The organism is Donghicola sp., from assembly GCF_025210255.1.
In the GTDB taxonomy this organism is placed as follows: Bacteria; Pseudomonadota; Alphaproteobacteria; order Rhodobacterales; family Rhodobacteraceae; genus Donghicola; species Donghicola eburneus.
Genome location: NZ_JAOARZ010000042.1, coordinates 43,674 through 63,940 on the forward strand (window position 1 = coordinate 43,674; position 20,267 = coordinate 63,940).

The 20,267-nt window shown below is 59.4% G+C and carries 22 protein-coding genes; 15 read left to right on the plus strand and 7 right to left on the minus strand.

All coding sequences use genetic code 11. The annotated features are described in order from the left end of the window. Nucleotides 1-59: 59 nt before the first annotated feature. The 7 genes from N4A58_RS18625 to N4A58_RS18655 all read left to right on the plus strand — a co-directional run bounded on the left by N4A58_RS18625 (nt 60) and on the right by N4A58_RS18655 (nt 6,361). The gene (locus N4A58_RS18625; RefSeq protein ID WP_293712578.1) at nt 60-854 is read left to right on the plus strand and encodes a S49 family peptidase; all 795 of its coding nucleotides are present in this window, start codon (nt 60-62) and stop codon (nt 852-854) included. 169 nt (nt 855-1,023) lie between these two features. Continuing rightward, nucleotides 1,024-1,974: a calcium/sodium antiporter gene (locus N4A58_RS18630; protein ID WP_293712580.1), complete on the plus strand. Its 951-nt coding sequence runs from the start codon at nt 1,024-1,026 to the stop codon at nt 1,972-1,974. A gap of 19 nt (nt 1,975-1,993) precedes the next feature. Then, nucleotides 1,994-2,773, plus strand: coding sequence for an SDR family oxidoreductase (locus tag N4A58_RS18635; RefSeq protein ID WP_293712582.1), 780 nt, complete (start codon nt 1,994-1,996; stop codon nt 2,771-2,773). Nucleotides 2,774-3,075: 302 nt separating this feature from the next. After that, nucleotides 3,076-4,938, plus strand: coding sequence for an excinuclease ABC subunit UvrC (gene uvrC / locus N4A58_RS18640; protein WP_293712584.1), 1,863 nt, complete (start codon nt 3,076-3,078; stop codon nt 4,936-4,938). 54 nt (nt 4,939-4,992) lie between these two features. Further along, nucleotides 4,993-5,658 (plus strand): CDP-diacylglycerol--glycerol-3-phosphate 3-phosphatidyltransferase, encoded by a 666-nt coding sequence (gene pgsA / locus N4A58_RS18645; protein WP_293712586.1) that lies wholly within the window; start codon nt 4,993-4,995, stop codon nt 5,656-5,658. A 2-nt stretch (nt 5,659-5,660) separates the two neighbouring features. Then, on the plus strand, nt 5,661-5,906 hold the full coding sequence (moaD, locus tag N4A58_RS18650; protein WP_293712875.1) for a molybdopterin converting factor subunit 1: 246 nt from the start codon (nt 5,661-5,663) through the stop codon (nt 5,904-5,906). After that, entirely contained in the window at nt 5,906-6,361 is a 456-nt protein-coding gene (locus N4A58_RS18655; RefSeq protein ID WP_293712588.1) for a molybdenum cofactor biosynthesis protein MoaE, read from the plus strand. Before moaD ends, N4A58_RS18655 begins: the two co-directional genes overlap by 1 nt. A gap of 25 nt (nt 6,362-6,386) precedes the next feature. Here N4A58_RS18655 and N4A58_RS18660 read toward each other — a convergent pair whose 3' ends face one another. From N4A58_RS18660 to ubiA, 3 genes are all read right to left on the minus strand, one after another. Next, complete coding sequence (locus N4A58_RS18660) at nt 6,387-6,719, minus strand: hypothetical protein (RefSeq protein ID WP_072707966.1); 333 nt, start codon at nt 6,717-6,719, stop codon at nt 6,387-6,389. After that, on the minus strand, nt 6,706-8,613 hold the full coding sequence (locus N4A58_RS18665) for an OmpA family protein (RefSeq protein ID WP_293712591.1): 1,908 nt from the start codon (nt 8,611-8,613) through the stop codon (nt 6,706-6,708). Before N4A58_RS18665 ends, N4A58_RS18660 begins: the two co-directional genes overlap by 14 nt. 62 nt (nt 8,614-8,675) lie before the next feature. Next, the gene (ubiA, locus tag N4A58_RS18670) at nt 8,676-9,638 is read right to left on the minus strand and encodes a 4-hydroxybenzoate octaprenyltransferase (RefSeq protein ID WP_293712592.1); all 963 of its coding nucleotides are present in this window, start codon (nt 9,636-9,638) and stop codon (nt 8,676-8,678) included. Between the two features lie 12 nt (nt 9,639-9,650). On the opposite strand from ubiA, the gene N4A58_RS18675 reads away from it, so the two are divergent. The 4 genes from N4A58_RS18675 (at nt 9,651) to N4A58_RS18690 (ending at nt 13,313) form a co-directional block, all read left to right on the plus strand. Then, nucleotides 9,651-10,376 (plus strand): 16S rRNA (uracil(1498)-N(3))-methyltransferase, encoded by a 726-nt coding sequence (locus N4A58_RS18675; RefSeq protein WP_293712593.1) that lies wholly within the window; start codon nt 9,651-9,653, stop codon nt 10,374-10,376. Nucleotides 10,377-10,380: 4 nt separating this feature from the next. Then, the gene (locus tag N4A58_RS18680; RefSeq protein WP_293712595.1) at nt 10,381-11,310 is read left to right on the plus strand and encodes a hypothetical protein; all 930 of its coding nucleotides are present in this window, start codon (nt 10,381-10,383) and stop codon (nt 11,308-11,310) included. Nucleotides 11,311-11,383: 73 nt separating this feature from the next. Further along, nucleotides 11,384-11,881, plus strand: a complete 498-nt coding sequence (locus tag N4A58_RS18685; RefSeq protein WP_293712597.1) for a hypothetical protein — start codon at nt 11,384-11,386, stop codon at nt 11,879-11,881. A 61-nt stretch (nt 11,882-11,942) separates the two neighbouring features. After that, the gene (locus N4A58_RS18690; RefSeq protein WP_293712599.1) at nt 11,943-13,313 is read left to right on the plus strand and encodes a glutamate--cysteine ligase; all 1,371 of its coding nucleotides are present in this window, start codon (nt 11,943-11,945) and stop codon (nt 13,311-13,313) included. A gap of 93 nt (nt 13,314-13,406) precedes the next feature. Here N4A58_RS18690 and plsY read toward each other — a convergent pair whose 3' ends face one another. Genes plsY through N4A58_RS18710 form a run of 4 tightly spaced genes read right to left on the minus strand, consistent with a single transcriptional unit; the run spans nt 13,407 to nt 16,819 of the window. Further along, entirely contained in the window at nt 13,407-14,015 is a 609-nt protein-coding gene (gene plsY / locus N4A58_RS18695; protein WP_293712601.1) for a glycerol-3-phosphate 1-O-acyltransferase PlsY, read from the minus strand. 1 nt (nt 14,016) lies between these two features. Then, nucleotides 14,017-15,300 (minus strand): dihydroorotase, encoded by a 1,284-nt coding sequence (gene pyrC / locus N4A58_RS18700; protein WP_293712603.1) that lies wholly within the window; start codon nt 15,298-15,300, stop codon nt 14,017-14,019. Nucleotides 15,301-15,332: 32 nt separating this feature from the next. Next, nucleotides 15,333-15,863: a hypothetical protein gene (locus N4A58_RS18705; protein ID WP_293712605.1), complete on the minus strand. Its 531-nt coding sequence runs from the start codon at nt 15,861-15,863 to the stop codon at nt 15,333-15,335. Beyond that, a complete protein-coding gene (locus N4A58_RS18710) occupies nt 15,860-16,819 on the minus strand; it encodes an aspartate carbamoyltransferase catalytic subunit (RefSeq protein WP_293712607.1) in 960 nt (319 codons plus the stop codon). The genes N4A58_RS18705 and N4A58_RS18710 overlap by 4 nt, the downstream gene beginning before the upstream one ends. A gap of 101 nt (nt 16,820-16,920) precedes the next feature. Between N4A58_RS18710 and N4A58_RS18715 the strand changes: the two genes are divergently transcribed. The 4 genes from N4A58_RS18715 to N4A58_RS18730 all read left to right on the plus strand — a co-directional run bounded on the left by N4A58_RS18715 (nt 16,921) and on the right by N4A58_RS18730 (nt 20,264). Continuing rightward, nucleotides 16,921-17,733 carry a uracil-DNA glycosylase gene (locus tag N4A58_RS18715; RefSeq protein ID WP_293712609.1) on the plus strand — a complete coding sequence of 271 codons (813 nt, stop codon included), beginning with the start codon at nt 16,921-16,923 and terminating at the stop codon, nt 17,731-17,733. Continuing rightward, entirely contained in the window at nt 17,730-18,272 is a 543-nt protein-coding gene (gene moaB, locus N4A58_RS18720; RefSeq protein ID WP_293712611.1) for a molybdenum cofactor biosynthesis protein B, read from the plus strand. The genes N4A58_RS18715 and moaB overlap by 4 nt, the downstream gene beginning before the upstream one ends. Further along, the gene (locus N4A58_RS18725; RefSeq protein ID WP_293712613.1) at nt 18,269-18,706 is read left to right on the plus strand and encodes an NUDIX hydrolase; all 438 of its coding nucleotides are present in this window, start codon (nt 18,269-18,271) and stop codon (nt 18,704-18,706) included. The genes moaB and N4A58_RS18725 overlap by 4 nt, the downstream gene beginning before the upstream one ends. A 112-nt stretch (nt 18,707-18,818) precedes the next feature. After that, a complete protein-coding gene (locus tag N4A58_RS18730; protein WP_293712615.1) occupies nt 18,819-20,264 on the plus strand; it encodes an HlyD family efflux transporter periplasmic adaptor subunit in 1,446 nt (481 codons plus the stop codon). Nucleotides 20,265-20,267 lie beyond the last annotated feature (3 nt).

Below are 20,267 nucleotides of genomic sequence, written 5' to 3' on the forward strand. Positions count from 1 at the left end.
GTGGGATTTCCCTGTGCCAGCGCTTGTTTGCAGGTACAGGGCAAATTACATCCCATGTCATGTTGCACCGTATTCCTTTCATTAAAACACCTCCGCGCGTGTCGGTGGTGCGCCTGTCTGGGATGATCGCAAACAGCGGTCGCGCCCTGAATGATGCAAATGTCGGCCCCTTGATCGAGGCCGCATTCACCAAAGGCAAACCGGCTGCTGTGGCGCTGGTGATCAATTCGCCCGGTGGCTCACCGGTGCAGTCTTCGTTGATTGGCGCGCGAATCCGCCGCCTGTCCGAAGAAAAAGGCGTTCCCGTACACGCCTTCGTTGAAGATGTCGCGGCCTCGGGCGGCTATTGGCTGGCAAGTAGCGCAGACGACATTTACGTGGACAACTGCTCTGTTGTGGGATCGATCGGGGTTATCTCGTCGGGTTTTGGGGCGCACGTATTCTTGTCCCGCCAAGGGATCGAGCGCCGCGTGCACACCGCTGGCAAATCCAAGAGCATGATGGATCCTTTCAAGCCCGAAACCCCCGAGGATGTTGAGCGTCTGGACAAGATCCTGAACCAAATTCACGGCTCGTTCATCGAGCAGGTCAAATCGCGCCGCGGTGACAAGCTGTCCGACGATGATGATCTGTTTACCGGCGAAGTCTGGATTGGATCGCGCGCGGTCGAGGTTGGGCTGGCTGATGGTATCGGGCATTTGAAGCCAAAGCTCAAAGAGCTGTATGGCGAGAAGGTTAAGTTGGTTCCATATAGCCGACGTCGCGGTTTGTTCGGACGCCTTGGTGCGTCGATGGCGATCGACGCGATGGCGGGTATCGAGGAGCGCGCCGCTTACGCGCGCTTTGGCCTCTGACGTGATCATCAAAGCGGTCACCCTCTTTCTCGTGGCGATCATCGTGCTCGCCATGTTCGGGCGTGGGATCGTCGGTCGGCGATTGCGTCAGGCCAAGTGCCCTCGGTGCGGGCGATACAAAATAGGCTCGGGGCCATGCCCTTGCAGTCGAAATAAAGGGTAAATTCCAATGGAATGGTTGATGGCCGGTGTCGGCCTTCTGATTTTGATCCTTGCCGGGGATTTTCTGGTCAAGGGCGCAGTGAACTTGAGCCTGCGGATCGGTATTCCGTCAATGATCGTGTCTTTGACGGTCGTGGCGTTCGGAACGTCAGCGCCAGAGCTGCTCATCTCAATCCGCGCCGTGCTTGATAATGTGCCTGGGATTGCGCTGGGGAACGTGGTCGGCTCGAACACGGCCAACATCCTGATGGTTCTAGGTATCCCTGCATTGTTGGCGACGATGCACACGTCCGAATGTGACTCCAGAAAGAGCTTTGTGATGATGATCGCGGGCTCTTTGTTGTTTATCGCGCTGGCATTCACCGGCGTTCTCACATGGTGGACCGGCCTGATCCTGCTTGCGGCGCTGGCCTACGTGCTTGGCGATGCGATCCGAGACTCCTATTTACACCGCAAGGCTGCCAAAGCCGCGATTCCAGTCGAAGAGGAGGTCGAGGGCGCAGACCCGAGCCTGCCATGGTGGCGAATCCTCTTTTATCTGGCCATTGGCCTGATCGGCCTACCTGTTGGCGCGCAAATTCTTGTCGAGAACGCGCAGGTCATTGCGCGTGAGTTCGGCGTGTCTGACACCGTTATCGGTCTGACGTTGGTGGCGCTCGGGACATCTCTACCCGAGCTGGCCACAACGACCATGGCCGCGATCCGTCGACAGGCTGATGTGGCCTTGGGGAACGTGATTGGATCGAACCTGTTCAATTTGCTCGCGATCATTGGTGTTGCGTCTTTGGTCGGCCCAATTCCGGTCGATCCGGAGTTCCTGCATGTGGACTTGTGGGTCATGCTTGGGGCGTCGCTCCTCCTGATCCCCTTCGTTTTCATGAAGATGAATATCACCAAGGTCTGGGGGATTCTGTTCTGCGCTCTATATGGGTTCTACGTCGTATCAATCGTGACGTAATTCCAAGGGATCAGAGCAGATGACAGCAGCATTGGTGACAGGCGCCGCACGGCGGCTGGGGCGGGAACTCGCGCTGGAGTTGGCAAAGCAAGGCCACGACGTTGCGGTTCACTATAGCTCATCTGAAGATGCTGCAGAGCAAACCGCAAACAACATCCGCGCGCTCGGGCGCAAGGCCATCACCGTGCAAGCAGACCTGCTGAGCGAGAGTGAAACGCAAACACTCGTGGATCGCGCGGCCAAAGGATTGGGCGCCCCGCTGACGTGTCTGGTGAACAACGCGTCAATCTTTGAGTACGACACGATCGACACGGCCACCCGAGAGACCTGGGATCGGCACCTAGAGAGCAATCTGCGGGCTCCTTTCGTGTTGATGCAGAACTTCGCGGCGCAATCGCCCGCACCAGAGCCGGATGAGAACGGAGAAATCTACGCTCGCGGTTTGGTTGTAAATATGATTGACCAACGGGTCCGCAAGCTGACGCCTGAGTTCACGACCTACACAATTGCAAAGGCCGCGTTGTGGACTCTCACACAGACTGCCGCGCAGGCGCTTGCGCCGAATATCAGAGTGAATGCGATTGGGCCTGGGCCAACCCTGCAGGGCGGACGGCAGGACGCCGACAAGTTCACCCGACAACGCGAGGCAACCCTCTTGAATCGTGGGGCGAATCCCGACGACATCCGCGGGGCGTTGGGATACTTTTTGCATTCACGTGCTGTAACAGGGCAGCTGCTTTGCATCGATGGAGGGCAGCATTTGGCATGGGAGACACCCGATGTCGTGGGTGTGGAATAACCTTTGGAACATGCGACTGTCGCAAAGTTTTACACTGGTCCTGTGTCTATTAGGAAACTGTCGTGATTTTGTTTGGCTTTTCAGGAAATTGCCGGGATGAAAGATTTTTTCGACGCAGAATCAGTGAGTTATGAAGCCGCCTAAAAATTAGGCTTGTTAATGAAGTGACGTAAAAACAAGGGAAATTTAGGGATCTCCAAAACTTTCCCACCAACTTATCCACAGTTTCCGTGGATACCTTTTCTCTTGAACTACCCCCTGTATCATTGCAGCGCAGGGCGGGAATCACAGATCTGTTATAAATGAGCGAAACTACTCCACCAGAAACTGGTCACAGCGTTATCCAAGGCTATTTGAAGACGCTGGATAGCTCTCCCGGCGTCTATCGGATGCTGGATGCTGAATCGCGTGTTTTGTACGTGGGGAAGGCGCGAAGTCTCAAAGCGAGAGTCTCGAATTATGCCCGTCCTTCGGGGCATAGCGGTCGCATTGCGCGGATGATTTCGGAAACCGCGTCGATGATGTTCCTGACCACGCGGACAGAGACCGAAGCGCTTCTGCTCGAACAGAACCTGATCAAGCAACTTAAGCCACGATACAACGTGCTGTTGCGCGACGATAAGTCCTTTCCAAATATTCTGGTGACCAAAGACCACGATTTTCCTCAGATCAAAAAGCACCGCGGGAAAAAGGTGCAGAAGGGCAGCTACTATGGTCCTTTTGCCAGCGCGGGTGCTGTGAACCGGACCCTGAATCAGCTTCAGAAGGTCTTCTTGCTGCGCAATTGCACGGACTCGGTGTTCAACACGCGCACGCGGCCTTGCTTGCTCTATCAGATCAAACGATGTGCTGCTCCCTGTGTTGGGAAGGTGACGGAAGAGGAGTATGGCGCGCTGGTGGCTGATGCCGAACGGTTCCTGTCTGGTCGCTCGACCAAGGTACAGGAAGAGTTGGCCACCCAGATGGCGGAAGCTGCCGAAGCGATGGAGTTCGAACGTGCCGCCGCGCTGCGGGACCGCATTCGCGCTTTGACGCAGGTACAGACGGCTCAGGGCATCAACCCCCGCGGCGTGGCCGAGGCCGACGTGATCGCGTTACACATGGAAAAGGGACAGGCCTGCGTGCAGGTCTTCTTTATTCGTGCCAATCAAAACTGGGGCAACCGCGATTTCTATCCCCGTGTGAGCGGGACGGACGCGTCCGAGGCAGAGGTACTTCAGGCGTTTATCGGTCAGTTCTACGATGACAAAGAACCGCCGCGCCTTCTGCTGCTCTCTCATCCAGTCGAAGATCCCGACCTCTTGTCCGAAGCGCTGGCTGAAAAAGTGGGGCGCAAGGTCGAGATTGCAGTGCCGCTGCGTGGGGAAAAGGCCGAACTGATCGAAGGCGCTGCCCGCAATGCCCGCGAAAGTCTGGCACGCAAGATGTCCGAGAGCGCGACTCAGGCTAAGCTGTTGGACGGCGTGGCCGAGGCGTTTGGCCTAGAGGGACCGCCCCAGCGGATTGAGGTCTACGATAACTCCCATATCCAAGGCACCAATGCTGTTGGCGCGATGATTGTGTCCGGCCCCGAAGGCTTCATGAAAAACCATTACCGCAAGTTCAACATTCGCGGCGAAGAGTTAACGCCGGGCGATGACTTTGGCATGATGAAAGAGGTGCTGACCCGCCGCTTTCAACGCTTGCTCAAGGAGGATCCTGACCGAGACAAAGGCCTGTGGCCGGACCTGCTGTTGATCGACGGTGGCGCGGGGCAGGTGAGTGCGGTGCGCGAGATCATGATCGAACAAGGGGTCGAAGATGTGCCCATGGTCGGTGTGGCCAAAGGCGTCGATCGCGACCACGGCAAGGAAGAATTCTACCGGACCGGCGAGCGGCCCTTTGCTCTGCGTCACAACGATCCGGTGCTCTACTTTATCCAGCGCCTGCGCGATGAGGCGCACCGATTTGCGATCGGGACTCACCGCGCGAAACGGGCCAAGTCCATGGCGGCAAACCCCTTGGATGATGTGCCCGGCGTGGGCGCCACACGGAAACGTGCTCTGCTTGCGCATTTTGGTAGCGCCAAGGCCGTGAGCCGTGCAAATCTGGCCGATCTCAAGGCTGTAGACGGTATTTCCGAAGCACTGGCCGAGTCGATTTACAACTTCTTTCACGACAAATGACGCGGGCGCTAGGTCGCGCTTTCACAAGTCGATTTTCGCAGGTAAACAAGCGCCATGATCTGGACTGTGCCCAATATTCTGACCGTTCTTCGCCTGCTGGCTGCGCCTGCGCTTGGGGTGATGTTTTTGTACTTTACGCGGCCCTATGCGGATTGGTTCGCACTGGCCCTGTTCGTTGGGGCGTCGGTGACCGACTGGTTTGATGGCTATCTGGCCCGCGCTTGGAAGCAGGTCAGCAAAATGGGCGCGATGCTAGACCCGATCGCAGACAAGGCCATGGTGAGCATCGCTCTGCTGGTGCTCGTGTGTGTCTCGCAGGTGAAGCTGTTCATTCTGCTGCCAGCCGTGCTGATCATGTTCCGCGAAGTGTTTGTGTCCGGCCTGCGCGAGTTCCTCGGGGATACGGCGGGTCTGCTCAAGGTCACCAAACTGGCAAAGTGGAAAACCACCGTTCAGATGGTCGCCATTTCGGTCCTATTTGCCCAAGGCATTTTCGAGCACTATTTCGTCATGGGCTCCATGGGGATGGACAACGTAATGGTTGCTGACATCCTTCAGGGGGCGGAGCCTGACCACGGCGGTCTTGCCAACCTTTACCAAGGCATGGTCTGGTCGGGCTACGCTGGCATCGCGCTGCTGTGGTTGGCAGCCGTGCTGACAGTGGTGACGGGCTTCGACTACTTCCGCAAAGCGATGCCCTATCTGAAGGAGGGGGCATGAAGCTGGATGTAATGTATTTCGCGTGGGTCCGTGAACGGATCGGCGTGCCGCGTGAAACCGTCGAGACCGAAGCGGCAACTGTGGCCGATCTGGTGCGCGAGCTGTCAGCTCGCGAGGATCGTTACGAGCTGGCCTTCAGCGATCTAGAGGCACTGCGCGTGGCGGTTGACCAAGACCTGACAGACTTCGACGCCTCGATCACTGGAGCCCGCGAAGTCGCATTTTTCCCCCCGATGACGGGCGGCTGATGCGCATCCTTGTCCAAGAGGCCCCGTTTGACGCAGGCGCGGAACTGAACGCGTTTCAAGCGGGTAAGACAGATATGGGCGCGGTTGTGACCTTCTCGGGATTGGTCCGTGATCTGCCCGAAGCGCCCCTGCGCCATATGCTTATTGAACACTACCCCGGCATGACGGAACGCGCTCTGACCAAGATCGCCGAAGAAGCCTGCGCGCGCTGGTCACTTGGCGATGTGCTGGTGATCCACCGCTACGGTCAGATGGCGCCTGGCGATCAGATCATGATGGTCGCGACCGCCAGTCCGCACCGCAAGGATGCCTTTGCTGCGGCCGACTTCCTGATGGATTACCTGAAATCCCGCGCCCCTTTCTGGAAGAAAGAGGTCACGGCGGACGGTTCCGACTGGGTCGCCGCCAAGGACGAAGACGAAGAAGCCCTGCGCCAGTGGCAGCAGGGCTCTTAAATCTTAGTTGAAGCGGCGGGGCAGTTTACTTGGCCTGCTGCTGAATTTTCCGCATATAGCTACGCAGCTCTTCAGCCTCGGCGCGGGCATCGCGCAGGCCGTCCATAGCCGCCGAGAGTTCTGCCTCTGATTGGGTCAACTGGTTGGTCAGTTCGGCTTCGCGCTGCTGCAAATAGGTGATCGCCTGATCGCGGGTTTCCTCGGCTTCGTGTAACTCTCGGGCGAGCCGCTCTAGTTCGTCGATGTCATTTTTTGAAACGCGAGAGAATGTGTGCAACAGCCAATGTGAAAACCATCCGATCATGTAGGACACAAACAGAATAATTGCGGTGGCAAAAATAAACTCAGTCCGGTTCATCCGTCGGGGCGTCCTCGGTCACTTCGGTTGTTGTCTCTTCTGCGCTGTTATCGGCCTCGGTTTCAAGACCTTCTTCAGCTTCAGCGGGTGTTTCGTTTGTCAACATGCGGAATTCGATGCGTCGGTTGGCTTCTCGGCCCTCTTCGGTGCCGTTGTCCGCAATGGGGTCTTCTTCGCCGTAACCTTTTGACAGGAAGCCCGAAACCAGCACGCGGCGATTCATCAGTTCTGTCAGAACCGACGAGGCGCGACTCTCGGACAGGGCTTGGTTCATTTCTTCGCGGCCTTGGCTGTCGGTATAACCTGCGATTTCCATTTGGAACTGCGGGCACTCCTGCAGAACCTCGGCAATCCGGTCCATGCTGCTCAGGGAGTCTGCAGAAATGGTGGCCGAGCCTGGCTCGAAGGTGATCTTGTTTTCTGCATTGATGGCTTGGATCGATGCAATGCACTCTTCCGGCGTAGGAATATTTGCGAGCGGATCCAGCATTTCGTCGTAGGTTACGTTGATCGAGAAATCCGCAGCGTCGCCAAGTTTCGAGGACAGGATACGCGCGATATCGGCGCTGGCAGTTTCAATGCCGGTATTGCCTGTCACAACGATGTCAGAGGCGGTAACGCGCGCGCTGCCGTCATGCAGTTGGTCCAGCGCCTCGAGCGCGGCGAGCACACGCAACCCCCAGCCCATCGGCAGATCCTCGTCGATGCGGGCGGTCATTTCGACCACGTCAGCACCGAAGCGTGCACGGGCATAACTCTCGGTGGTGCGGCGGCTGAGTTCGTCACCGATCCGGCCGGCGAGTAGTACCTCGCCATCTTCGCCAAGTGTCGCGGTGAAATCCACGGGACCTTCTTCGGCATCGGGCGTTTCGGGCAGCACAGCGTGCAGCGAGAAGACGTCGGGCAGGTCGTTCTCTAGCTTGCCGACAACACGGTCAAAGACAGCCTGATCGGTGCCCTCTGCGGCCAGCAAACTAATATCTGCGTCAGAAATGGTGACCGAGCCTTGGCCAAGCTGCGCCAGACCGTTGATCGCCAGAACCGCCGCGTCGCCCCATTGCGTCGAGGGCGAGCCAAGGCCCACCACGCAGTTTGAGGTGGCGGGGGCACCCACGGCAATCGCGGTGCGCATTATTTCGGTGCGGGCTTCTTCGGTGTCGGCGGTGCAAGCATCAAAGCGCGCGCCGCTTTCGTTGCGCACCATACGCAGGGTAAATGGCGTGATGACAGGGCGGGGTGCGGTGATGTCGAGGACGACCTTCAGGCCTGTCGGCGTGGAACGGCGCAAATCAGCTTCGGCGCGGCGTTTGGCTTGGATGCTGTCGGTGATGGCCTTGACCACCACTTCGTCCGCAGAGATCGAGATTTTCGAGCGTGGCAAACCGGCCAGAGCATTCTCGGCAAAGCGCAATGCGCGATCCCAGCCTTTGGGCACAGGATAGTTTGCGGTCTGAAGCAGGTCAGTGACTTCGCCATTCGTGACATTCGCCACAGTCTCGACAATTAATTCGCGGTCGGTTTTTGCTGGGATCAGCCCGATCAAAGAGGTGCCGCTATCGTTGCGCAAAAGTTCGATAGAGAACCGAGGTGCCAGAACCCGTGAGGTGCGTTTGACGCTCATTTTGTCTGCAACGCGTGCGCCGTCCACAACCTTGGATGCCACGTTGACCGCAGTAAAGCGCTGCGCTTCACTTGGGGCTTCGCCGAACAGATTGACTTGTAGGCCATCAGCTTCGACTTCGGCCCAGTCCAAGCCCGCGTCATCCAAGGCTTCTCGGATCGACAGTTCGGAGTTTTCTTCCATCACGGTCGCGGCCATGCCAGCCCCAAAGTAGGCCAGTCCCGCGGCCACGCTGAGGAAAACAATGATGATCGCAAACGACTTGAGGCGCATAGACACGTCCTTTGGTAGCCCAACCTCCGATAGGGTCTAGGCTGTTGCTGCTGAAGGATCAATCAAACGAACAACGCGACGGCGAAAAACAGCACAGGCAAGAGCCCCGCATTCCGATTTGCACGGAAGAGCCGCAAGCAGATATCCGGATCGTTGATGTCCAATTGGCGCAGTTGCCAAATCATGTGCCACGCCATGGCCCAAGCCGCACCAAGTGCAATCACGAACCGCAGCACATTGGCGGCGGGTAGAGCGGTGACGATAGCAGAGGTCATCAGGAGGATGGTCAGCACCATAAACAGACGAAGGATTCGGGGGCTGTTCTCTCCGAACAGGCGCGCGGTTGACTTGACCCCGATGAGCGCATCGTCCTCGGCGTCTTGGTGGGCATAGATCGTGTCGTAAAAGATCGTCCATGCCATGCCCGCAAGGTACAACAAGATCGGTGGCCATCCCAGCGTGCCGGTGACCGCCGCCCATCCCAAGAGTGCGCCCCAGTTGAATGCAATCCCGAGGAAGACCTGAGGCCACCACGTAAAGCGTTTGGCAAAGGGGTAAATGCAGACGGGCGCCAAGGACAGGATTCCCAGCAGAATAGCGGTGGGGTGCAATGTCAGCAACAGGCCAAAGGCGATCAGAGCTTGGGCCACCATCCAGACAGCCGCTTGTTTGACGGTAACCTGACCCGAGGGGATGGGCCGAGAGCGGGTGCGCGCCACTTCGCCATCAATCTTGCGGTCAGTGATGTCATTCCATGTGCAGCCTGCCGCACGCATCAGGAACGCGCCAATGGCGCAAACGATCATAACCCACAGCGCGGTCCAAGAGAACGCCCCCAGATGCAAGCTCGCGAGCAGCACGGACCACCAGCACGGTAACAGCAACAGCCACGTGCCCGCAGGTCGGTCAGCACGGCTCAGGCGCAGATAGGGGCGCGTGGCCGGTGGTGCTAGCCTGTCGACCCAGTTGCCGACCGAATCCGCAACGGTGCCTGCGCCCTCTGGCGCTTGGTTCTGAGCGGGCATATGGTGGCCTCCATGTCAACGAACGCAAAAATTCGCCTCTATGTAGAGCAGCCCTTGGGTCAGGGGCAATCCATTCCCTTGTCGCGGGATCAGGCCCACTACCTGTTCGGCGTAATGCGGCTGAGCGTTGGTGCCCATGTTCTGCTGTTTGACGGCGAGACCGGAGAATGGTTGGCCGAGGTGGTCGAGGCAGGCAAACGTGGCGGCACACTGACCTGTGTCGAACAGACCAAACCCCTGCAAATGCCCCCTGATCTCTGGCTGATGTTCGCCCCGATCAAAAAGGCGCGCACTGATTTTATCGTCGAAAAGGCGGCAGAGATGGGTGCAGCGCGGATCATGCCTGTTCAGACCGACTTCACAAACTCGGAACGCATCCGTCAGGACCGATTGCAAGCCCATGCGGTCGAGGCAGCCGAGCAATGCGGTGGTACTTTTGTCCCCGAAGTGACGGACCTGCAAAAGCTGGACCGCCTGCTCGCTGAGTGGCCCGAGGACCGTCAGCTTATGTTTTGCGATGAGGCGCGCGTTGGCGAAGCGTTGGGGCTCGGCGGTGTTTCTCGTGGCCCGTGGGCCATCCTAATTGGTCCCGAGGGCGGCTTTTCCGACGCGGAACGCAATCGTCTGTCCGCTTTGGCGCAGGCCCGCGTGGTCAGTCTAGGTCCCCGTATCCTGCGGGCAGACACGGCGGCTGTCGCGGCAATGACCCTGTGGCAACAGCAACTTGGGGATTGGTGAAGCGGTGGCAGCGTGGCTAGATCCGTCCAAAGAGACCGGATTGATCGCTGAACTCGGAGAGCTCCTGGAACGTGCGGGGTTGTCCCACCGCTCGGATGTGAAGGCGATCCTGAAGGACGGCAAAGATGCGCTTGTGGCGCTTGGTCAGTTTGACGGTCGGAGTGCGGTCTTCAAAGTCTATCGATCGGAAGACGCGGCAAAGCTCGTCGAAAATTCCGTTGCAGCGCTGATGCGATACGGGGCGCGACTCGACTGGTTAGGGAGTGCAGTGGTCCAAGTGTTGGCATCTTCTCCTGCGAGCGGCCTTTTAGTGATGGAAGAGGCACAAGGCACGCAAGCCAGCCGCCTGCCAGACCGTTTGGATGTGGACCAAGCCGCTCATATGCGACGCGCAGCACGCTGGCTCACCCAGTGCGCTGGCTCAGATACCGTTGAGCGCGGCTTTGCACCAAACAAGTCTTTGCGCCCGCTCGAGGATTACATTCAGGGCCGCGATCCACTTGCGGCCGAATGTACGGACCTCTTGAATTCGCTCAAAAGCCAGCGTCCTGCTTTGCGTGGCCATCCCTTGATTTGGGGCCCGACTCATGGCGATTTTGCTCCGGTGAACTTGGTGGATGACGGGCGTTGCTTAATCGCGTTTGACGTGCAGGGTGTACCAACTTTACCTCTGATCAAGGTCGCAGCCCACTTCCTCGTGGCTCGCGACTTCAAGCGCGCGATTACACAGCCTCTGCAATGGGGCCTTGATGCTCAGACCACTCGGGATTTCTTGCAAGAATTCGAGAACCAAATAGTTGTCGACACCTTGGCGATTCGGTTCTTTGTGGGTCATGCGATGCTTCGGCGCCTTCTCTTTGACAGTTTCAAAGGGAAAGGTCGCGAAAACGCCAAAGTCCGCGCGCAACATTATCTGCAAGATTTGCGGGAATAGAGGCGCGGGCTTGGAATTTCCTGCTGCTCCCATACATGCTTTACAGATGGAACCAATCAACCCCCGAGGCCCCATGATACGCAAAGAAGCCCTGATGCGCTGGCGCGGCGTGATCTTAGCGGCCCTGATCGGGGCGTTCGGCCTACGCCTTCTGCTGGCAACGTTCGGGATCATGCCTTGGATTGGCGGCCTCTTGGTGGCGCTGTCGGTTGTAATGCTCTTCGCCAGCCTCCAGCGGATGCGCTTTTTCTCTGGCCATGACGGTCCTGGTGTCGTTCAGGTCGTTGAGGGGCAACTGTCGTATTTCGGCCCGCTCGACGGGGGCATCGTCTCCCTGACCGAAATGAACCGGATCGAGCTGGACCGGACCTGCCAACCCGCGTGCTGGCGCTTCTTCCAAGGCGGGCAAACGCCGGTTCACATACCTGTGAATGCCGAGGGCGCAGAACAGCTGTTTGATATATTTGCAAGGCTTCCGGGCATCGACACAGGCCGTATGCTTGATGAGTTGCGCGGAAACGCACAGAAGCCTGTTGTGATTTGGCGCAAGGACGACTTGCGGCTGCATTGACTTGGGCTACAAAACGGGCACAGGTGTTGACCTCAATTTCTGACAAAAGCGGAGTGCGCCGATGTCCATCCCCCAGTCCGGTGGCGGCCTAATCGAAGATCAAAGCCAGCTGGCCGAATACCTCGCCTCGGGGTGTAAGCCGCGTGAAGATTGGCGGATCGGGACCGAGCACGAAAAGTTCGGATACTGCAAAGACAGTCTGCGCCCGCTGCCCTATGAGGGTCCGCGCTCGATTTTGGCTGTCCTCGAAGGCCTGCGCGATCGCCATGGCTGGGATCCCGTCCTGGAGGGGGACAAGCTGATCGGCCTGACCAAAGACGGCGCGAATGTCAGTCTCGAGCCTGGTGGCCAGCTGGAGCTGTCCGGCGCGCCTTTGGAAACGATCCACCAGACTTGCGACGAGGTGAACCAACACCTGCGCGACGTAAAAGACATCGCGGACGAGGTCGGCGTTGGGTTCATCGGTCTCGGCGCGGCACCGATCTGGTCGTTCGAAGACATGCCCCGCATGCCGAAGGGCCGCTATCGCCTGATGACCGACTACATGGATCGCGTCGGTACCATGGGCAAATCCATGATGTATCGGACGTGCACCGTGCAGGTGAACCTCGACTTCGAATCCGAGGCCGACATGGTGCAAAAGATGCGCGTGGCGCTGGCGCTCCAGCCCGTCGCAACCGCGCTCTTTGCGAATTCCCCGTTCTTTGACGGTCAACCCAATGGCCACAAAAGCTGGCGCAGCCGCGTGTGGCGCGATCTGGACAGCAGCCGGACCGGCATGCTGCCCTTCGTTTTCGAAGAGGATTTCGGGTTCGAGCGCTGGGTCGACTACGCGCTCGGTGTGCCGATGTACTTCGTCTATCGCGACGGGAAATACATCGACGCGCTCGGCCAGTCTTTCCGCGACTTCCTAAAGGGCGAGCTGCCCGCGCTGCCCGGCGAGAAGCCGACGCTGTCGGATTGGGCGGACCACCTGACCACCATCTTCCCCGAAGCGCGCGTGAAGAAATTTATCGAGATGCGCGGTGCTGACGGTGGACCATGGCGCCGCCTGTGCGCGCTGCCGGCGTTCTGGGTTGGTCTGATGTACGACCAGTCCGCGCTCGATGCGGCGTGGGACCTGTGCAAGGACTTTACCGCCCCGCAGCGCGAGGCTCTGCGCATCGCGGCGTCTGAGCAGGGTTTGCAAGCTCAGGTCGATGGTATCAACATGCTGGATCTGGCCCGCAACGTGGTCGATATCGCCGAGGGCGGCTTGAAAGCCCGCGGCAAAGAAGGTGCGGGTGGTCTGGTGCCAGACGAAACGCACTTCTTGAATGCTCTGAAAGAGAGCATCGAGTCCGGCAAAACACCCGCCGACGAACTGCTGGATCGCTACAATGGCGAATGGGGCGGGGACTTAACCCGCATTTACCAAGACTTCAGCTACTAAGATTTTGGCTGGCCGCGTGCCTTGAGTATTTAGACAAAGCAGAAAGGTAGACTTCTTCTTGCTTTAATACTCACAGCGCGCGGCCAGCCAGTTTCACTTCTGCCCGATCTTGGGTTCTGTGCCTGCCATCAGGCGCGAAATGTTCGGAGCGTGGCGGTAGTAGATCAGCACCGCCAGCGCGATCGCCAATCCGACCAGTTGTGGCGCCCCCAGCACATAAGCCCAAATGGGTCCCAGTGCTGCCGCGACAAGTGCCGACAATGACGAGATTTTCAGCGTCTTTGCGGTCACCAGCCACGTGAGGCAGCACGCGATTCCTGCGGGCCAGAACAGCGCGAGCATTGTGCCTAGATACGTCGCAACGCCCTTGCCGCCTTTGAACTTCAGCCAGATTGGGAAGCAGTGTCCGAAAAACGCGGCAAGGCCTGCAATCTGCGCGGCGTCTGGGCCAATGGCAAAGCGCGCGATCAGGACGGCGATTGCGCCTTTGCCGCTGTCCAGAACCAAAGTCGCAGCGGCGGCTGGCTTGTTGCCGGTGCGCAAGACGTTGGTGGCGCCGATGTTTCCTGATCCGATTTGGCGCAGGTCGCCAAGGCCGCAGACACGGGCAATGACCAGACCGAACGGGATAGAGCCAAAGAGATACCCAAGCACCGCCGCAGCGGCCAGAAGGGTCGGGGCAGAGGTGAAGTCGGGGAACATATCAGAGCGCTCCGTAGACGAAATTGCCGCCGACGATCGTGGCGCGGACACGGCCTTCCATGCGGGCGCCGTCGAAAGGGGTGTTCTTGGATTTGGAATTCAGGCGCCAACGGTCCAACACAAAGGGCGCGTCGGGATCAAAGACGACCAGATCGGCAGGCGCATCTGGCGACAAGCGGCCAGAAGGCAGACCAAGACGTTTAGAAGGGTTCAGTGACATGGCGCGGAACAGGGTCGGCAGGTCCAGTTGGCCCGCGTGATACAGACGCATCGCGGCGGGCAGCAGGGTTTCCAGACCGACGGCACCGCTTGCGGCCTCTTCGAAGGGCAGGCGTTTGCTCTCTTCGTCCTGAGGGGTGTGCATGGAGCAGACAATGTCGATCAATCCCGAAGCGACGGCTTCGATCGCGGCTTGGCGATCGTCTTCATCGCGTAGGGGCGGGGTGACTTTGAAAAATGTCCGGTAGTCGGCAACGTCCAGCACGTTCAAGGTCAGGTGGTGGATCGAGATGCCTGCGGTGATATCCAGACCGTTGCGCTTGGCGCGTTCCAGCGCGGGCAGCGCGCGGGCAGTCGTGATCTGGTCAGCGTGGTATTTCGCTCCGGTCATTTCAAGCAGGGCGATGTCGCGGTCCAGTCCCATGCGTTCGGCCATCGGGCTGACCGAAGGCAGGCCACGCAGGGTGGCGAATTTGCCGCCGGTGATGCAAGCGCCCGAGGACAGGCCCGGTTCTTGGGGATGACCGATGACCAGCGCATCAAGGCTGCGGGCGTAGGTCAGTGCGCGACTCAGGACTTTAGTGTTCTGGATCACGCGGGTGGTGTCGGTGAAAGCCACAGCGCCCGCATCCAGCAGGAACCCGATCTCGGTCATTTCCTCGCCGCGCAGGCCCTTGGTCAGGGCCGCCATCGAGTGCATGCGGACGGGCGTGACTTCGCGAGCGCGGCGGGTGACGAATTCCAGCGTTTCAGGGGTGTCGATGACGGGGTTGGTGTCGGGGCGGGTCGCGATGGTGGTCACGCCGCCCGCCGCGGCTGCCAGACCTGCGGTCTTGAAGCTTTCCTTGTGGCGCTCGCCGGGTTCGCAGACCTTGACGCCAATATCGACGATTCCGGGTGCGACGCACATGCCGTCGCAGTCATAGGTCTGATCCACGCGCGGGGCGGGGGCTGCGCCCTCTTTGCCGGTGGCAAGGATGTGACCGCCGTCATAGGCCAGCCAGCCGCGGTATTCAGTGCCTGCTTCGGGGTCGATCAGGCGGGCGTTGGTGAGCAGAGTGGTCATGCCGCTGGGTCCGTTCGTTTGGGGGCGTGCGATCAGGCGGCCAGCCAAAGGGCTAGCGCGATCAGCAGCGCAATCAGAAAGATGGCGAGAAGGGTCGGGAATTTCTTGCGCGGGGCGACTGGGTCAGAGTCCACGCCGGTCAGCACACCTTGGGACGATTCCTGCGGCAGGCTTTCGAAGACCACAGGTGGGACATCCTCGGGGTATTCGCCAATCAGGGTCAGGCGCGGATCAAGGGTTAGATCGTGCTCGCGGCCCGCAAAGGCAGCGGACATCAGGATCATCACATGCCCGTCCAGCGCATTCAGGCGGGCGCGGTCGGGGGCGAGCACATCCTCGGCGATGCCTTGGCCTTCGATCAGGTAGCCAACTAGGCCGAGCCCTTCGAGATCGCTGATGGGGAACACCTCGACGTACTGGGGGTCGATCAGATCGATCCCGAGCAGTTCAGAAACCTTGGTGTTCACTTCGAGGTAGGGCTGGACCTCGAACGCATCCATCGAGAGGGCAAAGACGCGGATTGCGCCTGCCTCGTTTTCTTTGATGTGCAGGGTCTGGGTCATGCCATCATACCCGCGTCTGTGCGGCGGGCACGCAGGTTGCGGGCCAAGAGGTCCATCGCGGCCATACGGACGGCGACACCCATTTCGACCTGTTCTTGAATGACGCTGCGGTTGATATCGTCGGCGATTTCGCCATCAATCTCGACGCCGCGGTTCATTGGGCCAGGGTGCATGACGATCGCGTCGGGCTTGGCGTAGGCCAGCTTTTCCGCGTCCAGACCATAGCGGTGGTAGTATTCGCGTTCGGACGGGATAAAGCCGCCGTCCATCCGTTCCTTCTGGAGGCGTAGCATCATGACCACGTCCACATCCTTCAGGCCTTCGCGCATGTCGTCGTAGACCTCGACGCCGAACTCCTTGAAGGGGGCGGGCAGCAGGGTCGGCGGGCCGATCAGACGGATACGGTTCTCCATCTTGCCCAAGAGCAGGATGTTAGAGCGTGCCACGCGGCTGTGGGCGATGTCCCCGCAGATGGCGATGTTCAGGCGCTGGAGGCGTCCGCCCTTGGCGCGGCGAATGGTCAGCGCGTCCAGCAGGGCCTGTGTAGGGTGCTCGTGCTTGCCGTCACCCGCATTCAGGACCGCGCAGTTCACCTTTTGCGCCAGCAGGTCTACGGCGCCGGAATGAGGGTGCCGCACCACAAGCAGGTCGGGGTGCATCGCGTTCAGGGTCATCGCGGTGTCGATCAGGGTCTCGCCCTTTTTGATCGAGCTGGCCTGCATCGCCATGTTCATCACGTCTGCGCCCAAACGCTTGCCCGCCAATTCGAAACTGGCCTGCGTGCGGGTCGAGTTCTCGAAGAACATGTTAATCTGGGTCAGGCCGGTCAGAGCATCCGAATGCTTGATGTCGCGCCGGTTCAGGTCAACGTAGACCTCGGCCAGATCAAGCAGTGTGGTGATGTCGAACGGGTTGAGTTGTTCGATCCCCAGCAGATGGGCGTGCGCGAAACTCATGGATCCTCCGTAGTCGTTGGGCACGGTATAGCAGGGCTTTGGCCTGCGGCAAGGCATAGGGTCCCTTTACGCCGCACGAAACCGCCCCTAGCTTGCGCGGTATGGAAGAACACTGGGATTCTCATGCCGCATTAGCGGCGCTGGCATGGCAGCTTGAGGCTGGCGTGACCGATGCTGTATGCGATGACCCTGTGGACCGATTTGCAGCCGCAGAAGAGGCTGCGAAAGCCGCCGAAGCCGCAGCGCCCACTGGTGTGCAGATGCCCCAAAAGAAGGCTGCGCCGCCCCCGAAGATCACTGAAAAAGATCCTGTGGTCGAGGCACAAGAAGCAGCGAACGCCTGCCATGATCTGGTGTCCTTGCGCAGCGCGATGGAGCGTTTCGATCTATGTCAATTGAAGCGGGGGGCCAAACAGTTGGTCTTTTGCGACGGGCATCCCTCTGCCCGCGTGATGATTCTAGGCGAAGCGCCAGGTCGGGACGAAGACCGCGAAGGGCGTCCCTTTGTCGGGCGCGCGGGGCAACTCTTGGACCGGATGCTGGCTGCGATTGGACTGGACCGTCAGGTGGAAGGCGCGGACGGGTGCTATATCACCAATGTTCTGCCGTGGCGCCCGCCCCAGAATCGTGACCCGAACACGCAGGAAATCGCGATGATGATGCCCTTTGTGCAGCGTCATGTGCAGTTGGCGGCGCCGGATGTGATTGTGCTGATGGGAAACATCTCGTGTCAGGCAGCGCTGGGAAAACGCGGGATCACCCGTTTGCGCGGTCAGTTCACGCAGGCTTTTGATCGGCCTGCACTTCCGATGTTTCACCCAGCTTTCCTGCTGCGCAACCCTGCCGCCAAGCGTGAGGCATGGGCGGATCTTTTGACTCTGCGCACGCACCTGAATGAAAGGGCCAAATCATGAGCCGAATCGACGAGACCAAGGAATTCATTCCTGTTCGTATCGCCGTCCTAACCGTCAGCGACAGCCGCTCGATGGACGAGGACCGCAGCGGTGACATGCTGGTCCAACGTATCCAAGAGGCGGGCCACGTGGTGGTCGATCGCATGATTGTACGCGACGAGCGCGATGAAATCGCCTCGCGGCTACGGATGTGGAGCGAGACGCCCGTGATCGACGTCGTCATCTCAACCGGTGGAACGGGTTTGACGGGGCGCGATGTCACTGTCGAGGCGCACCGCGATGTCTATGAGAAAGAGATCGACGCTTTTGGCACCGTGTTCACCATGATCTCGATGCAAAAAATCGGGACTTCGGCGGTACAAAGTCGTGCGACCGGCGGTGTGGCCAATGGCACCTACATGTTCGCCCTGCCGGGCAGTCCCGGCGCGTGCAAGGATGCATGGGACGAGATTCTGAAGTGGCAACTCGATTACCGTCATCGCCCCTGTAATTTCGTTGAAATCATGCCCCGTCTCGAAGAGCACAAGCGCCGCAAATGACCGGATTTGTCAAAGTTGGTAACGTCCCCGAGGTGATCGGATGGCGTGCTGCCGTTGTCGCGGCCTTTGACGTGCAGGGCCGCGTGCTGATGCAGTTGCGCGATGACATGCCCCATGTGGCGGGCGCAGGTCGGTGGAGCATGTTTGGCGGCGCGGTCGAAGAAGGCGAAGACCTGCTGACCGCCGCGCGTCGCGAATTCCAAGAAGAAACCGGCATTTCCCTAGCTGCGCATGAGTTGATGCCGTGGGCCGTGCTGCCCGCGAGCAAGCGCGCGGATGGCGCCCTGTTTATTCACCGCTGTACCCGCCTAATTGATCCGTCAGAGATTTCATTGGGCGAAGGCGCTGGCTTCGGTTTTCTGACCCGAGGCCAAGTGGCACGGTTCGACGTGATCCCTCAGATGCAACAGATGTTAGCCCAACTCTGCGTTTGACTTTTTTCTGCGACGGAAAGACGGTCTCGCTTCGTAACAGTGTTGTGGCTTGGCATATGTCCTGCCGCACCTATTCTTTTCGCGGACACCATTTTGTGAGCGGGGACGTGCCATGCGCTTTTTGCGTCAGGCTATGACAGGACTCTTTCTTGCGGCGTTGACGGCTGCCTTGCTGGTCTGGGCTGGCGCCTTGGTGCGCGACGCGGTTCAAGAGAAATTAGCGGACTCTCCGCGCGGGCGCCCCGCCCAAGAACGCGTTTTTGCCGTGAATATCGTCGAGGCGCAGCCCGATACGATTCAGCCTGTTTTGCAGGCTTTCGGTCAGGTTCAAAGCCGCCGAACGTTGGAAATCCGCGCGTCCGCCGCAGGCACAGTGGTCGAAGTTGCCGAGAATTTTGTCGAAGGCGGCTTGGTAAAGGCGGGCGAAGTTTTGGCCCGCATTGATCCGGCCCAAGCCGAAGCTGCCTTGCGCAGCGCCGAAGCGGATTTGTTGGATGCTGAGGCCGAGGTGCGCGACGCCGACCGGGCGCTGCTCTTGGCCAGAGATGATCTGACAGCGACCAGAGGTCAGGCGGAACTGCAGGAAAAGGCGCTGCAGCGCCAGCTCGACTTGCAAAATCGCGGGGTCGGTAGCGCGTCCGCGGTTGAGACGGCAGAACTGGCGGTTGCACAGGCCAGTGCGAATGTTCTGTCATCCCGTCAGGCATTGGCAAATGCCGAAGCACGGATCGATCTGGCTAAAACCGCTCTGTCCCGGGCTCAAATAGCGCGGGATGAGGCCGAGCGCGACTTGAATGACACTGTGATCCGCGCGGGATTTGATGGCGCATTGTCGGCGGTTAATGTGGTCGAGGGCGGTCTTGTTTCCCAGAACGAAGCTATGGCGACCGTGGTGGACCCGATGCTGTTGGAGGTCAGTTTTCGCGTTTCAACGGAACAGTTCGCGCGTTTGCTGGATGAAACAGGCGCATTGCGGCCCGCGCCAGCCAACGTCGTACTGGATGTGGCTGGCGGAAATATCGAGCGGCCCGCGACCCTGACCCGCGCCAGTGCCGCCGTGGCCGAAGGGCAGAGTGGTCGACAACTTTTTTCCCGTATCGACGATCCACGCGGTTTGAAACCGGGTGATTTTGTGCGGGTCGAGACGATGGAACCCGCGCTTGAGAATGTGGTGCGCTTGCCTGCGACCTCGGTGGATTCGTTGCCGACCGTGCTGGTGATGAACGAGGATGATCGTCTGACAGCGCTGCCCGTAACCTTGCTCCGCCGGCAGGGCGATACCGTGCTGGTCCGCGGCGATGGACTGGCGGGTCAGCGCGTGGTGGCGGAACGGACGCCTTTACTCGGGACAGGCATCAAGGTCCGCGCTCTGGGGCAGCCCGAAGCACCACCCGAAATGATTGAACTGTCCGAGGAACGTCGGGCCGCGCTTGTGGCCTATGTCGATGCGAACACGCGAATGCCTGCCGCAGCCAAGGAACGGATAAAGGCGGAATTGCAGGAAAAAACCGTATCTAAGGAAACTGTCGATCGGCTGGAAAGCCGGATGGGGAGCTAACAA